This window comes from Pseudoxanthomonas sp. LjRoot125 (genome assembly GCF_964252705.1).
GTDB lineage: Bacteria > Pseudomonadota > Gammaproteobacteria > Xanthomonadales > Xanthomonadaceae > Pseudoxanthomonas_A.
This window is the reverse complement of record NZ_CAXUOY020000001.1, coordinates 95,481-108,929: the sequence shown is the minus strand read 5'-3', so window position 1 is coordinate 108,929 and position 13,449 is coordinate 95,481. Positions and strand designations below refer to the sequence as shown.

At 68.8% G+C, this 13,449-nt stretch carries 14 protein-coding genes; 5 read left to right on the top strand and 9 right to left on the bottom strand.

Annotated elements, in window-relative coordinates; all coding sequences use genetic code 11:
* Nucleotides 1-13 precede the first annotated feature (13 nt).
* Entirely contained in the window at nt 14-1,990 is a 1,977-nt protein-coding gene (locus ACSION_RS00500) for a transglycosylase SLT domain-containing protein (protein WP_435304382.1), read from the bottom strand.
* A gap of 64 nt (nt 1,991-2,054) precedes the next feature.
* On the opposite strand from ACSION_RS00500, the gene ACSION_RS00495 reads away from it, so the two are divergent.
* Both ACSION_RS00495 and ACSION_RS00490 read left to right on the top strand, forming a co-directional pair.
* Nucleotides 2,055-2,852 (top strand): sulfite exporter TauE/SafE family protein, encoded by a 798-nt coding sequence (locus ACSION_RS00495; protein ID WP_435304381.1) that lies wholly within the window; start codon nt 2,055-2,057, stop codon nt 2,850-2,852.
* A gap of 64 nt (nt 2,853-2,916) precedes the next feature.
* Nucleotides 2,917-4,257 (top strand): putative bifunctional diguanylate cyclase/phosphodiesterase, encoded by a 1,341-nt coding sequence (locus ACSION_RS00490; RefSeq protein WP_435304380.1) that lies wholly within the window; start codon nt 2,917-2,919, stop codon nt 4,255-4,257.
* Nucleotides 4,258-4,269: 12 nt separating this feature from the next.
* On the opposite strand, the gene ACSION_RS00485 is transcribed toward ACSION_RS00490, so the two are convergent.
* The 4 genes from ACSION_RS00485 to ACSION_RS00470 all read right to left on the bottom strand — a co-directional run bounded on the left by ACSION_RS00485 (nt 4,270) and on the right by ACSION_RS00470 (nt 7,555).
* Nucleotides 4,270-5,046 carry an endonuclease/exonuclease/phosphatase family protein gene (locus tag ACSION_RS00485; protein ID WP_435304379.1) on the bottom strand — a complete coding sequence of 259 codons (777 nt, stop codon included), beginning with the start codon at nt 5,044-5,046 and terminating at the stop codon, nt 4,270-4,272.
* 23 nt (nt 5,047-5,069) lie between these two features.
* Nucleotides 5,070-5,897: a thiol:disulfide interchange protein DsbA/DsbL gene (locus ACSION_RS00480; RefSeq protein WP_435304378.1), complete on the bottom strand. Its 828-nt coding sequence runs from the start codon at nt 5,895-5,897 to the stop codon at nt 5,070-5,072.
* A gap of 96 nt (nt 5,898-5,993) precedes the next feature.
* Nucleotides 5,994-6,650: a thiol:disulfide interchange protein DsbA/DsbL gene (locus ACSION_RS00475; RefSeq protein WP_435306628.1), complete on the bottom strand. Its 657-nt coding sequence runs from the start codon at nt 6,648-6,650 to the stop codon at nt 5,994-5,996.
* Nucleotides 6,651-6,775: 125 nt separating this feature from the next.
* Nucleotides 6,776-7,555, bottom strand: coding sequence for a c-type cytochrome (locus ACSION_RS00470; protein WP_435304377.1), 780 nt, complete (start codon nt 7,553-7,555; stop codon nt 6,776-6,778).
* A gap of 130 nt (nt 7,556-7,685) precedes the next feature.
* Here ACSION_RS00470 and yihA point away from each other — a divergent pair, with 130 nt between their 5' ends.
* On the top strand, nt 7,686-8,285 hold the full coding sequence (gene yihA / locus ACSION_RS00465) for a ribosome biogenesis GTP-binding protein YihA/YsxC (RefSeq protein ID WP_435304376.1): 600 nt from the start codon (nt 7,686-7,688) through the stop codon (nt 8,283-8,285).
* A 3-nt stretch (nt 8,286-8,288) separates the two neighbouring features.
* On the opposite strand, the gene ACSION_RS00460 is transcribed toward yihA, so the two are convergent.
* The gene (locus ACSION_RS00460; RefSeq protein WP_435304375.1) at nt 8,289-9,005 is read right to left on the bottom strand and encodes a VIT1/CCC1 transporter family protein; all 717 of its coding nucleotides are present in this window, start codon (nt 9,003-9,005) and stop codon (nt 8,289-8,291) included.
* A 182-nt stretch (nt 9,006-9,187) separates the two neighbouring features.
* Here ACSION_RS00460 and ACSION_RS00455 point away from each other — a divergent pair, with 182 nt between their 5' ends.
* Complete coding sequence (locus tag ACSION_RS00455; RefSeq protein WP_435304374.1) at nt 9,188-10,552, top strand: glutamate--cysteine ligase; 1,365 nt, start codon at nt 9,188-9,190, stop codon at nt 10,550-10,552.
* An 89-nt stretch (nt 10,553-10,641) separates the two neighbouring features.
* Nucleotides 10,642-11,940 carry an amidohydrolase family protein gene (locus ACSION_RS00450; RefSeq protein WP_435304373.1) on the top strand — a complete coding sequence of 433 codons (1,299 nt, stop codon included), beginning with the start codon at nt 10,642-10,644 and terminating at the stop codon, nt 11,938-11,940.
* Nucleotides 11,941-11,961: 21 nt separating this feature from the next.
* Here the strand turns inward: ACSION_RS00450 and arsN2 are convergent, their stop codons facing one another.
* From arsN2 to ACSION_RS00435, 3 genes are read right to left on the bottom strand one after another with little or no spacing between them, the layout of a single operon-like run.
* Complete coding sequence (arsN2, locus tag ACSION_RS00445; RefSeq protein WP_435304372.1) at nt 11,962-12,393, bottom strand: arsenic resistance N-acetyltransferase ArsN2; 432 nt, start codon at nt 12,391-12,393, stop codon at nt 11,962-11,964.
* Nucleotides 12,390-13,064 carry an aquaporin gene (locus tag ACSION_RS00440; protein ID WP_435304371.1) on the bottom strand — a complete coding sequence of 225 codons (675 nt, stop codon included), beginning with the start codon at nt 13,062-13,064 and terminating at the stop codon, nt 12,390-12,392. Before ACSION_RS00440 ends, arsN2 begins: the two co-directional genes overlap by 4 nt.
* Nucleotides 13,064-13,447, bottom strand: a complete 384-nt coding sequence (locus ACSION_RS00435) for an arsenate reductase ArsC (protein WP_435304370.1) — start codon at nt 13,445-13,447, stop codon at nt 13,064-13,066. Before ACSION_RS00435 ends, ACSION_RS00440 begins: the two co-directional genes overlap by 1 nt.
* Between the last annotated feature and the right edge of the window lie 2 nt (nt 13,448-13,449).

Here is a 13,449-nt window from a genome sequence, read left to right as displayed (position 1 = left end):
GCGAGGACCCTGCTCAGCTCTTCGGCATCTGCGCGGTGGGGCAGGTGAACGCTTTCCGCTTGGCCTGCACGCGACCCATCATCCGGTCGGTCACCGGCAACGCATTGCCGTTGAGGCGCCAGTCGTAGAGCACGCTGAAGGCCAGCACACGCGCCACGTACTCGCGTGTTTCCTTGTAGCTGATGGTCTCGATCCAGATGTCGGGGTCGAAACCCGGGCGCTGCGACTGCCAGCGGGCGGTCGGCGCGGGTCCGGCGTTGTACGCGGCGATGGCGATGTAGGGCACACCGTACTTGTCTTCCATCTCGCGCAGGTAGGCGGTGCCGATCGCGATGTTGGTATCCGAGTCGTACAGGCTGGACGCCCCGGCATAGGGAATGCCCAGCCGCTGCGCCACGCCCGCGCCCGTGCCGGGCAACACCTGCATCAGGCCCATCGCGTTGGCGCCGGAGCGGGCCTTGGGATTGAAGATGCTCTCGGCGCGGATCTCGGCGGCGACCCACGCGGGGTCGATCGCATGCTTGGCGGCTTCGCGCCGGATGGTGTCGCCGTGATGCAGCGGGAATCGCAGTTCGTACAGCCGCTGCTCGTCGGGCCGGCTCTCGCCGCGCACGCTGCCCAGCGAGAACACGGCACGGTCGAACCAGCCGTTGTCGCGGGCCACTTCCACTGCGATGCGCCGCTGGGTGTCGTCGAAACGCGACAGTGCGTCGTTCCATTCGGCCGTCGCCCAGCCCGGTCGGTCCAACTGCCACAGCGCCATCGCGCGCTGGATGGCGGGCTCTTGCGCGACTGCTTGCTTGGCCGTTGCCGGATCGTTCGGAATCCAGGCGCACAGCGCGTACGGCTGGTTGACGCGGTCCGCGGCGAGGAAGCCGTGGAAGGTCGGATTGCCCGCTGTTTCGCGGAACAGGCGTTGCGCGGTGGCGTTGTCGCCGGTCTTCTCCGCCATGCGCGCCTCGAAGTAGCGCCAGCGCGAATCCGAACGCTGCGAGGTCGGCATCTTCCGCAGCGCGACCAGCGCCGCAGGCCAGTCGCCGCGCGACAGCGCTTCACGCACGCGCCATTCGTGCAGGCGTTCGTCGTACGCGGACTCGGGGACGTTGCCCAGGCGACGCGCGGAATCGGGACCGTACGAGGCCACGGTCCACAACGCGATCTGGTACAGCACCTGTCCGCGTTCGGCTTCGCCCATGCCCAGCGCATCCGCGTACTGCGGCAGCAGGCGCTCGGCGGTATCGGGATCGTTCTGTGCGAGCTTCGCCAGTCCGTACGCCGCCATGCGTCGGCTGCGGTCGGTCTTCGGCCAGGTGAGGGCGCGCGTGTTGATGGCGTCGATGAACGCGGCGTAGTCGTTGGCCTGCGCGGCTTCGTCGGCGGGCAGGCCGCGCGCGGCAGTGCGCATCACGCCGGTCTGGCGCTCCGCCGCCGCGGCTTCGATCCGCTCCCACCTCAGTGCGGCCGGCAGCCCACCCTGGCTGGCCAGCACGGTGAAGACGGGGTCGCAGCCATCGGGGAGCGACTTCGCACCCTTGCGCCAGAGCGCCTGCGCCTGTTCGGTCCACGCCGCATCGGTCCGGCCGGTGGCCTGGCGTGCGGCCAGATGGGCGCACTGCAGCGCGATGCTGTCGGTCGGCTTCCACGCCGCCAGGAACGTCGGCCAGTCCTGGCGACGCGCCAGCGCGGCCAGCCACAGTGAACGCAACTGCGAGGCCACCGCCTGCCCGTCGTAGCGCCGCAGGAAGTCCTGCGCCTGCGTCGTGGTGATGGCGTCGGGATCGCGGCGCAGCGAAGCGAACTCGATCCAGCCGTACAACGGATGGCGCACCAGCGCGGCCGATTGTGCGGGGTCGAGCCGGCCAGCCTCGGCGGCCTCCAGTGCGGCCATGACCTGGGCGCGCTGCGGATCGGCGGTTTGCGCGCGCGCGCCGCACGCCATGCCCGTTCCGAGGGCGGCAGCGAGTACGATGAAATACGAAATACGGACCATGCCGGGACTATACCGATGCCGGCTGAACGTCCCTGTAGACAGGGACTGCGAGGAGCGAGATCGCGTGGAAGGCGTGTGGATGTTTCCGTTGCTGGGCGTATTGGCGGGCGTGCTCGCCGGTTTATTGGGGATCGGCGGCGGCCTTGTGCTGGTCGGCGCGCTTGCGTGGATCCTGCCGTTGCATGGCGTGCCCAAGGAGGCCGCGATGCATGCGGCGCTGGCCAGCTCCTTGGCGAGCATTGTGCTGACAGCCGCCTCGTCCGCATACGCGCATCACCGTCGCGGCAGCGTGCTGTGGCCGACGGTCGCGTGGATGGTGCCGGGGCTGTTGCTGGGCGGCTGGGTCGGCAGCGGACTGGCCGTGTACCTCGACGACAACGTGTTGCGCTGGATCGTCGCGGGCTACTGCTTCATCGCTGGCGCGCAGATGGTGCTGGGTGGCCACGCGCATCCGGAAGGGCGCGGCGTGCCCGCGCCACGCGGGCCCTGGATGAGCGCTGCGGGATCGGTCGTGGGCGCGGTGTCGGCCGTGGTCGGCATCGGCGGTGGCAGCATGACGGTGCCGTTGCTGGTGGCGCGCGGCGTACAGCCTGTGCGGGCCGTCGGTACGTCGAGCGCATGCGGCGTGGCCATCGGGATTGCGAGTGCTGCGGGGTACGCGCTGCATGCGCCGCCGGGCGCGTTGCCCGCGCACGCCGTGGGTTATATCTACCTGCCCGCCGCCATCGGCGTGGCGATCGCCTCCGTGCTGGCTGCGCCCTGGGGAACGCGGCTCGCCCATCGCATCGGGGGCAAGGCGCTGAAGCGGGTGTTCGCCGCCTTCATGATCATCATGGGCATCGCGATCCTGGCCAGCGGTTGAGCCACCCCGTCGAAGTCCGAGGTTGCAGGAGTAGGATGCGAAGGCGAGGGGGTACCCGCAGCGCATGGAAGCACCGGTCGACAACGGTTCTAGATACTGGGCGAACGCGGCAGAGCACCGGCGTCGGCGGCGCGCGTTCAACCTGCTGATGGCGACCGGCGTGATCGTCGGCGCCCTGGGCGTGGGCTGGGGGGTGTTCTTCGCCTTGCGCGGCGCCTGGGCCGTCGCGGGGGCGGAACTGGCGATGGCGCTTCTCGGTGGCGTGGTGATCGTCATGGCCCGCCGGCGCCGGACGCGTGCGGCCTCGTGGATCGCCTTCATCGGCCTCGCCCTCGTGCTGTGCTTCTTCTCCGTGTTCCTCGACGTATCGACCGCGGCGATTCCACGGACCAGTCATCTCTTCCTGTTGGTGCTCGCCCTCTGCGCGCACCACGTGTTCCGCGCCGAGCCGCCCGGGTTGCGCTATGGCGCCGTGCTCGGACTGTTGGCGCTCTTCATGCTGTTCGCAGCGACGCCGCTCGGCACGTCTCCGTATGCGATCAGCGAAGAGGTCCGGCGGACCGGCATCTGGATCAACCTGGCGACGGTCGTCGTCTCCTTCCTGGTGGTGGTGCGTCTGGCGGAGAGCGACCTCGCCGAGCATCGGGCGCTTCATCGCGAGCTGCGTGATGCGTTGTCGCAACGTCGCTTCGAGCTGTTCTACCAGCCGCAGGTCGATGGCGAGGGCCGGGTCGTCGGCGCGGAGGCCCTGCTGCGCTGGCGGGATGCCCGACGCGGCGTCATCCGTCCGCACGACTTCATGTTGGCGGCCGAGGGAACAGGCTTCATCCTGCCGCTGGGGCAATGGATATTGCAGGCGGCCTGCGCCCAGCTGCGGGCATGGGAGACCGATCCATCGCTGCGCGCGTTGCGCTTGTCGGTCAACATCAGTGCGTTGCAGCTGCGTCAGCCGGATTTCGTGCAGCAGGTGGCCGATGCCATGGCGCGCTCCGGCATCGGCGCGGGACGGCTGACCCTCGAATTGACCGAAAGCGTACTCGTCCACGACATGGAGGACGCCGCGGGCAAGATGCGCGCGCTGCACGCCAACGGCGTGCGTTTTTCACTCGACGACTTCGGTGCGGGCCACTCCTCGCTCTCGTACCTGCGGGAGCTGCCTTTCGCCGAGATGAAGATCGATCGGGCGTTCACGCGGGGGATCGTCCGGGATACGCAGGCCGCCAGCATCACCCGCAACCTGCTCCAGCTTGGGCAAGACCTGGGCATCGACGTGATCGCCGAAGGCATCGAGCAGCAGGAGCAGTTCGTCCTGCTGGGAGAGCAAGGTTGTCGCCTGTTCCAGGGCTACATGTTCGGCCGACCGATGGAGGTCGAGGCCTTCAACCGTCGCATGGTGGCGCCGTAGCGCCGGACCAGCTCAGCGCAGCGCGATGTCCGGCACGTCGATGTCCATCGCCAGTGCGAGGTGATCGGAGTTGGCGGCCGGCATCGCTCGCGCGTTGTCCGCCTGCAACCCATCGCTGACCAGGATGTGGTCGATGGCGCGCTGCGGTCGCCAGCTCGGGAACGTGGGCACGCATACCGCGGGCGGGCGCAGGCGCGTGCGGCTGTAGAGCAGCTCCATTTCCGGTGTGTCGGGCATGCAGTTGAAATCGCCCATCAGCACCGCGTGCGGATGGCCCGACAGCAGTTCGCCGATGAAGGCCAGCTGCGAGCGCCGCGAGTTGGCGCCGAGCGAAAGATGCGCGACGGCCACCGTCAATCCTTCATCGCCCTCGCCGAAACGCGCCATCAGCACGCCGCGGCCGCTGATGCGCCCGGGCAGGCTGTGGTCGGTCACTTCCACGGGCTCGAGTTTGCTCAGCAATCCGTTCGCGCTGCCGGCCACGCGCGCCACGTTGCGGTTGGGCTGGTGCGTCCAGTAGTCGAAGCCGGCACGCTCGGCCAGGTAGTGCGTCTGGTTGGTGAAGCCCGAGCGCAGGCTACCGGGGTCCGCTTCCTGCAGGCCGACGATGTCGTGCTCGCCGGCCAGCTGCGCGATCAGGTCCAGGCTCCCGCGCTTGTTGCCGGCCGGCAGCGCATGCGACCAGCTGCGGGTCACGTAGTCGCTGTAGCGGCGCGTGCTGGAGCCTGCCTGGATGTTGGCGCTCAGCACGCGCAGCCGGCGCGCGGCGGGAGAAGCGGATCCGGTCATGGAAGTGGGGGCTTCCGAGGGGTTCAGCGCTTGGCGCGTTCCATCGCGACCAGGTGGTCGGTGATGCGCAGCACGTCGTCCCAGGTGCGGCCGCCGGTCACGCGGTACTTGCCGTTGACGACGATGGTCGGGGTGCTGGTCACGCCCCACTTCTGCGCCAGCTGCATGCCGCGGCCGATCTTGGCGTTGGTGCCGAAGCTGTTCATCAGGGCCACGAACTCCTGAGGATTCGCGCCATAGCTGGCGTAGAACTTCGCGATCTCGGCCGGGTCGGCCGGCGGCTTGCCTTCGCCCGGCAGCGTGCGCTGCAGGTGGATGGCGGCAAACACGGCGTCGTGGGTCTTGTCGACCAAGCCCTTCGCTTCCGCCGCGTAGTACGCCTTGGCATAGGGTTCCCACGCCTTGGCGAACGCGACCGGCACGTAGGCGACGCGAACGTCGGCCGGCTGCTTGGCCTTCCATGCGGCCATGCGGGGCGCGAAGGCGCCACAGGCGGGGCAGACGTAACCGAAGACTTCGGCCACTTCGATCTGGCCGTTGAGCGGCGCATACGGCTGGCCGCTGGCGATCTCTTCGTAGTCGGTGCCGGCGACCGGCGCCGGGCCCTGCGGCGGAACGATCGGGTTGGTGTTCGGCGCAGCCGCGGTGGCCTCGGTGGCGGCCGGCGCACCCGCAGGCGTGCTGGCATCGGCCGGCGCAGGTGCGGCGTCCGTGCCCGGAGCGGCCTCGGCAGCCGGCGCCGCAGGAGCCGCGGCGTCGCCGGTCGGCGAGGTATCGGTGGAGGGCTTGGGTCCGCAGGCCGCCAGGATCGGCAACAGCAGGGACAGCATCAGGACGTGGCGGGATTTCATCGCGCGGACTCCAAGGTATCGGGAAAATGGGCTGCCACGAGGGGCGGGAACATCACATTCTGCATGGGCCCCGGCGGGGCTGCCATGACGGCGTCATCACTTGCGGGTGCGCTCGCGTGCCACCAGGCGGTCGACGATCTTCAGCATGTCGGTATAGGTGCGCCCGCCGATCACGCGATACTTCCCGTTGACAATCATGGTCGGCGTGCCGTCGATGTCGGCGGCCATCGCCCACGCGCGGGCGCGCTCGAGCTGCTGGTCGACCTGTTCGCCGCGCAGCGCGGCGCTGAACTTCGCCTTGTCCACGCCTTGGGTGGCGTAGAACGCGGCGATCTCGTCGGCCGACGCGTTCTGGATGGGCAGTGCGCCGGTCTTGTGCAGGGCATCGAAGATCGCCTGATGGGTGCGTTCCTGCACACCGAGCTGGCGGGCGGCGAAGAAGGCGCGGGCATACGGGATCCAGTAGCCGCCGAAAGCCGCCGGCACCGGGGTCAGGCGCACGTCCTTGGGCAAGGTCTTCTTCCACGCCGCGAGCGTGGGTTCGAAGTGGGCGCAGTGCACGCAGGTGTAGCCGAATACCTCCACCACCTCGACTTTTCCGTTGAGCGGGGCGTAGGGGGTGCCGTTCTCGATCACCACGTAGTCCTCGCCCTCGACCAGCGGCGCGGGGGCCGGCGGGGCGGCCAGAGCGACGGCCGGCACCAGGGCCAGCAGGGTGATCAGGACAGGCAGCAGACGGGACGCCATCGGGATTCTCCAGCTTCGTGCTGGCCCCGGCGCGTGGCGGGGCGCGGAAAAAGAAACGCCGGCCATGGTGGGGCCGGCGCGATGAACAGGAGCTTGCACTTCCGGCCGCAGCGGGCGGCGGAAGTCCGGGATTACTTGCTGGCCTTGGCGGCGGCGACGTCGTCGGCGCGTGCGTGCAGGCCTTGCAGGTAGCTGGCGAGCGCCTGGATTTCCTGCTCGGTCAGCGGGCCGGCGACCTGGGCCATGATGTTGAAGTGGGCCGGGTCCTTGATAGTGGTCGTGCCGGCCTTGTACTCGGTCAGGCGACGCACGGTGTAGTCCTGCATCTGGCCGCCGATGTGCGGGTAGGCCGGGCCCGGGTTGCCGGCACCGGTCGGGCCATGGCACGCCAGGCAGGCCGGTACGCCGCGCTTGGCGTCGCCGTTGCGGTACAGCTGCTGGCCGACTTCGTAGAACTTCATGCCCTGGTAGGTGCCGTCGGCGATGACGCTGTCATCGGCCAGGCCGGCGCCCGACTTCTGGGTGGCGAAGTAGGCGCCCACGTCGCGCATGTCCTGCGCGTTGAGGGTCTGGGCGAACGGCGCCATCACCATCGCCATGCCGGTGTTGCGCTCGCCCGAGGCGAACAGCGCCAGCTGCTGGGCGATGTAGCGCTCGCTCTGGCCGGCGATGCGGGGGTACTGCGGGTCGCTGGGGTTGCCGTCGGCGCCGTGGCAGGCCGCGCAGGCGGCCGCCTTGGTCTGGCCGGCCTTGGCGTCGCCCCAGGTGGTCTTGGCGAGATTGATGTCCAGCGGCGCGGTCTCGACCGGGGCATTGTCCGGCACGGGGACCACCGTGGTCTGTGCAAAAGCGACTGCGCCCACGGCCAGTACGGCCAATCCGGCAAGTCCCATAACGCGAGCGTGGCGCATGCTAAAGCTCCGAAACCTTTGACTGATGGCGACGCCCGGAGGGGCCGCGAAACCCGCGAATTATCGTCGCGGCGGCCGCTCGCGGTCAATTCAAACGGTATCCGGCCCGCCACCGTGCGATCCTATCGCCATGTCGAACCCCCTGAATTCCGCCACTTACCTGCTCTCCGCCCACACCCCGCGCCAGTTGCCGGAGGATGGCGGCTTCGAAGTGGCCTTCGCCGGCCGTTCCAACGCCGGCAAGTCCAGTGCCCTCAATGCGCTGGTCAACCACAACCGGTTGGCGCGGGTCTCCAAGACGCCCGGCCGCACGCAGCAGCTGGTGTTCTTCCAGGTCCAGCCCGAACGCTACCTGGTCGACCTGCCCGGCTACGGCTACGCCAAGGTGCCGCAGGACCTGCAGGCCCACTGGCAGGCCTTCATCGATCGCTATTTCCGTACCCGCGAGGCGCTGAAGGGGCTGGTGGTCGTCATGGACATCCGCCATCCGCTGAAGGACTACGACCGGCAGATGCTGGGGTATGCGGTCCAGCGGGGCCTGCCGGCCCACGCGCTGCTGACCAAGGCCGACAAGCTGGGGCGTGGCCAGCAGGGCAATGCGCTGCAGGCGGTGAAGAAGGAGCTGTTCTCCGCGTTCGGCGACACCGTCAGCGTGCAGACGTTCTCGGCCGAGTCCAAGCAAGGCGTCGACGAGGCCCGCATGATCGTGGGCGACTGGCTGGGTCTGTAGTCGTCAGACCGAGACGTGGAACAGGCGGCCCACCAGCGCGGCCGCCGCCATCGCCATCGCGCCCCAGAAGCCCACCCGCCACGCGCCGCGCAACACTGGCGCGCCGCCCACGCGCGCGGCCAGGCCGCCGGACACCAGCAGGCCCGCCACCGTCGCCAGGGTGGTGACGATGGCCACCTTGTCGGCGGGGGCCAGCAGGGTCGTGGCGATCGGCAATAGCGCGCCCACGGTGAAAGCCGCTGCCGACGCCAGCGCCGCCTGCACCGGCCGCGCGCGCAGGGCCTCGGTGATCCCCAACTCGTCGCGCATGTGCGCAGCAAGTGCGTCGTGCGCCGTGAGCTGCTCCGCCACCTGTCGTGCGAGCGCCGGCTCCAATCCACGGCCGACATAGATCTGGGTCAGCTCGGCGAGCTCGCCATCGGGCATCTCGTGCAACTCGCGCTTCTCGACGGCGAGGTCCGCTGCTTCCGCGTCGGCCTGCGACTGGACCGAGACATACTCGCCGGCCGCCATCGACATGGCGCCGGCCACGAGTCCGGCCACGCCGGTCAGCAGGATCGTCGAGGGTGCTGCGCCGCTGGCGGCCACGCCCACGACCAGCCCCGAGACCGAGACGATCCCGTCGTTGGCGCCGAGCACGGCCGCCCGCAGCCAGCCGACCCGGTCGGTGCGGTGCAGTTCGCGATGGCGCGGGACAGCAGTACGGGCGTGACGCGGCATGCGCGCAGCGTAGGCGAGCGCCGCGGCCCGCGTCGAGCGGGCACACGCGCTTCGCGTGCATGGATGGGACGCTGCGGCGTTCCCATGGCAACGATCGCGTGCGCACGGTCACGTTATAGTGCCGGCCTTGCAATGGAAGGCTGCGACCCGACATTGCGTCTCCCCTTTCGCGAGTTCCGCCCTTGTCCAGCCCCAGCCACGTCGCCGACACGCCCATTACCGACCGCGCGCAGCTGGTGGCCTATGTCGCGTCCGGCGAGAAGCCGCGCAGCGACTGGCGCATCGGCACCGAGCACGAGAAGTTCGGCTTCCGTCTCGACGACCTGCGGCCGCCGACCTTCGATGGCGATCGCGGCATCGAGGCCCTGCTGAAGGGCCTCACCCGCTTCGGCTGGGAAGCTGTCGAAGAGAAGGGACGCGTGATCGCACTGTCGAAGGATGGCGCCTCGGTCACCCTGGAGCCGGCGGGCCAGTTGGAGCTGTCGGGCGCGGCGCTGGAGACGATCCACGAAACCTGCGTCGAAGTCGGCACGCACTTGAAGGAAGTGAAGCAGGTCGCCGACGAACTGCAGCTCGGCTTCCTCGGCATGGGCTTCCAGCCCAAGTGGCGCCGCGACGAAATGCCGTGGATGCCGAAGGGCCGCTACCAGATCATGAAGTCGTACATGCCCAAGGTCGGCCAGCTCGGCCTGGACATGATGACGCGCACCTGCACGGTGCAGGTCAACCTGGACTACGCCAGCGAAGCGGACATGGTGAAGAAGTTCCGCGTGTCGCTGGCGCTGCAGCCGGTGGCCACGGCGCTGTTTGCCGACTCGCCGTTCACCGAGGGCAAGCCGAACGGCTACCAGAGCTACCGTTCGCACATCTGGACCGACACCGACGGCGACCGCACCGGCATGCTGGACTTCGTCTTCGAGGACGGTTTCGGTTACGAGCGCTACGTCGACTACCTGCTCGACGTGCCCATGTATTTCTCCTACCGCGACGGCATCTACCACGATGCCAGCGGCAAGTCGTTCCGAAAGTTCCTGCGTGGAGAGCTGGATGTGCTGCCGGGTGCGCTGCCCACGCTGCGCGACTGGTCGGACCACATGACCACCGCCTTCCCGGAAGTGCGGATGAAGAAGTTCCTGGAGATGCGCGGCGCGGACAGCGGTCCTTGGAACCGCATTTGCGCGTTGCCCGCGTTCTGGGTGGGCCTGCTGTACGACGATGCCGCGCTCGATGCGGCGTGGGACCTGGTCAAGGACTTCTCGCTGGCCGAGCGCCACGCGTTGCGCGACGGCGTGCCGAAGCATGCGCTGAAGCTGCCCTTCCGCGACGGCAGCGTCCGCGATCTGGCCCGCGAGGCGGTGAAGATCGCCATCGGCGGCCTGCAGCGTCGCGCGCGCCTCAACAGCAAGGGCGTGGACGAAGCCGGCTTCCTCGATGCGCTGGTGGAGATCGTCGAGGCCAACGAGACCTCGGCCGAGCGCAAGCTCGCGCTGTTCAATGGCCCCTGGCAAGGCGACATCGATCGCGTGTTCCGCGAATTCGCGTACTGACCCGACCCGGGTTAGGCTGGGCCTTTCCATGCAGGGGAAGGCCGATGCGGGCGGCAACAGGGTGGAAGGCATGCAGCATCGCGGTCTGCTTGGCGCTCGCGCCGCTTGCGCAGGCGCAGCGCGTCGCGATGGTGGGCGGCACGCTGGTCGACGGCACGCTCAGTGATCCGATCCGCGACAGCGTCATCCTGATCGAGGGTCAACGCATCGTCGCCGTCGGTACGGTGAAGACGTTGCCGGTGCCTGCGGACGCGACGGTCATCTCCACGGAAGGCATGACGGTGTTGCCCGGCCTGTGGGACATGCACGTGCACCTGATGATCAATGGGCACGCCGACTACGAGCATTGGGACAAGACCTATCCCGCCCAGTTCCGCGATGTGATCATGCCGTCGTCGGCCAAGCAGCTGCTGCTGGCAGGCGTCACCGGCGCGCGTGACCTGGGCGGTCCGCTGGAAGACAGCATCGCGGTGCGCGACGCGATCAACACCGGCCGCATCCCCGGTCCCACGTTGTTCGTGTCGGGACCCTTCATCCAGAAGAAGCCCTATCCCGGCACCGAGCAGTTCCGCTGGGGCGTGGATTCGCCTGCCGACGCGCGCGCGAAGATCAAGCGCATCGCGCAAGCCGGCGTGGACGTCGTCAAGCTGATCGACCAGGACGGCATGAGCGATGCCGAGCTCGCCGCCATCGTCGACGAAGCCCACAAGCATGGGCTTCCCGTCGTTGCGCATGCGCACCGGCCGGAAGAGATCCGCCGCGGCTTGAAGTTCGGCGTGGATTGCTTCGAACACACCGGGCTGGCGGCCTCGCCGGAATATCCGCCGGACGTGATCGCCACACTGCGCGAGCGCACCGGCAACATGGCCTCGGGCCCGCTGTTCTGGACGCCCACCATCGAGGGGCTCTACAACTTTCCCTACACGGTCAAGAACCACGAGTTCATCGACGGCACCGACTGGCACGTGGGTCTGACGCCCGCGATCATCGACGACATCAAGCAGTCGCTCGAACATCCTGAGCGCATCAGCTACTTCCAGCAGACGCCTCAGCGGTGGCCGACCTTGCAGCGCAAGTTCCAGCAGCTGCGCGAGAGCGGGGCGATGCTGCTGATCGGCACCGATTCCGGCATCCCGATGAAGTTCCACAGCGGCAGCACCTGGAACGAGCTCGACGTGTGGGTCAACAAGCTCGGCGTGCCGGCGATCGACGCCATTCGCGCCGCCACGTACTGGCCGGCGGTGGCGATGAAGGCCGACAAGGACTACGGCACCGTCACCGAGGGCAAGTACGCCGACATCATCGCGGTGAAGGGCGACGTACTGAAGCAGGTCGCCCTGCTGCAGCGGGTCGACATCGTGGTCAAACACGGCCAGCGGGTGAAGTGATCGTGCGGCGCTCAGCCGTGCTCAGAGCACCTTGTGCATGCAGGTGGCCGATGCCGGGCACAGCGCGCGGAACTCCGCGCTGTCCTGGACGGCGCGTGGCGCATTGCCGCGCGTGATGACGGCATAGCCCGCGCGGGCGAAGAACGGGGCCGCCGTCTGCGTCAGCAACACCAGGTCACGGATGCCGCATGCGCGCGCCTGGGCTTCGAGGGCCTCGACAAGTCGTCGTGCGTGCCCCGCGCCGCGATGCGCAGGCGCGACCACCAGCGATCGCAGCAGGCCGGTATCGGCGTGCTGCTCCAGGCCGATGGCGGCCACCAGACCCGCGTGGTCCTCGTCGATCAAGAACGCGATCCGAGAGGTCGTCAGGTCCGTGGTCGGCAGTGCCTCCGCGTCGAGCAGAGCGGCAATGCGGGGCAGGTCCGCGCCGTTGGCGGGGCGTATCGTGCTCATGGCGGTTCCGGCGAAGGCGTGGCGGCGGGCACGAGCAGTGTGCGGGCGGCGAGCAGCGCCAGCGCGGTACCGAGCAGCTGGGCAGCGATGAAGGCCGGCGCATCCAGCGGACGGATGCCGGCGAATGTCTGCGTCAGCGCGCGCGCGAGCGTCACCGCGGGATTGGCGAACGACGTGCTGGCGATGAACCAGTAAGCGGCGAAGATGTAGCCCGCCACCAGGGCCGGAATCGCCTGCGCGCGATGGCGCAGGCCGAGCAGGATCGTCAGCAGCAGGCCGAACGTGGCCACGCCTTCGCTGAGCCACTGCGCGCTGCCGGTGCGCGCGCGGACGCCGGGCTGGAGCAGCGGCAGATCGAACATCGCATGCGCGAGCATCACGCCCGCGAGCGCGCCTGCGCACTGTGCGAGCACGTAGGCGGCGGCGGTGCGCGTATCGAGGCTGCCCTGCAGTCTCATGGCCAACGTGACGGCGGGATTGAAGTGTGCACCGGAGATCGGCCCGAGCACCGTGACCAGCACATACAGCGCGCCTGCCGTCGCTGCCGCATTCGCGAGCAACGCGACCGCCAGGTTATCCGGGCTCAGCGCCTGGCCCATGATCCCGGAGCCGACCACCGTCGCCAGCAGCAACGACGTACCGAGGCCCTCGGCCAACCATGCGCGCTGCATCACAGCGACGCCAGCAGGGCCTGCACCCGGCGCCCGATGTCATCACGCACCGCGCGGTACCCGTCGTCGTCCATGTCGCGCGGATCGGGCAAGCCCCAGTCTTCGCGCCGCTTCGCCGGGATCCACGGACAGTTGTCGCCGCAGCCCATCGTGATCACTGCGTCGAACTCGCCGTCCACCTCATCCAGCGACTTCGAGGCCTGCGCGTCGAGGTCGTATCCCAGTTCACCCATGAAACGGATCGCCTTCGGATTGATATGGCCGGAGGGGCGTGAGCCGGCACTGAAGGCTTCGATGCGGTTGCCGCCCAACAGGTGCGCGAAGGCTTCGGCCATCTGGCTGCGGTTCGAGTTCTCGACGCAGACGAAGAGGATGCGTGGCATGC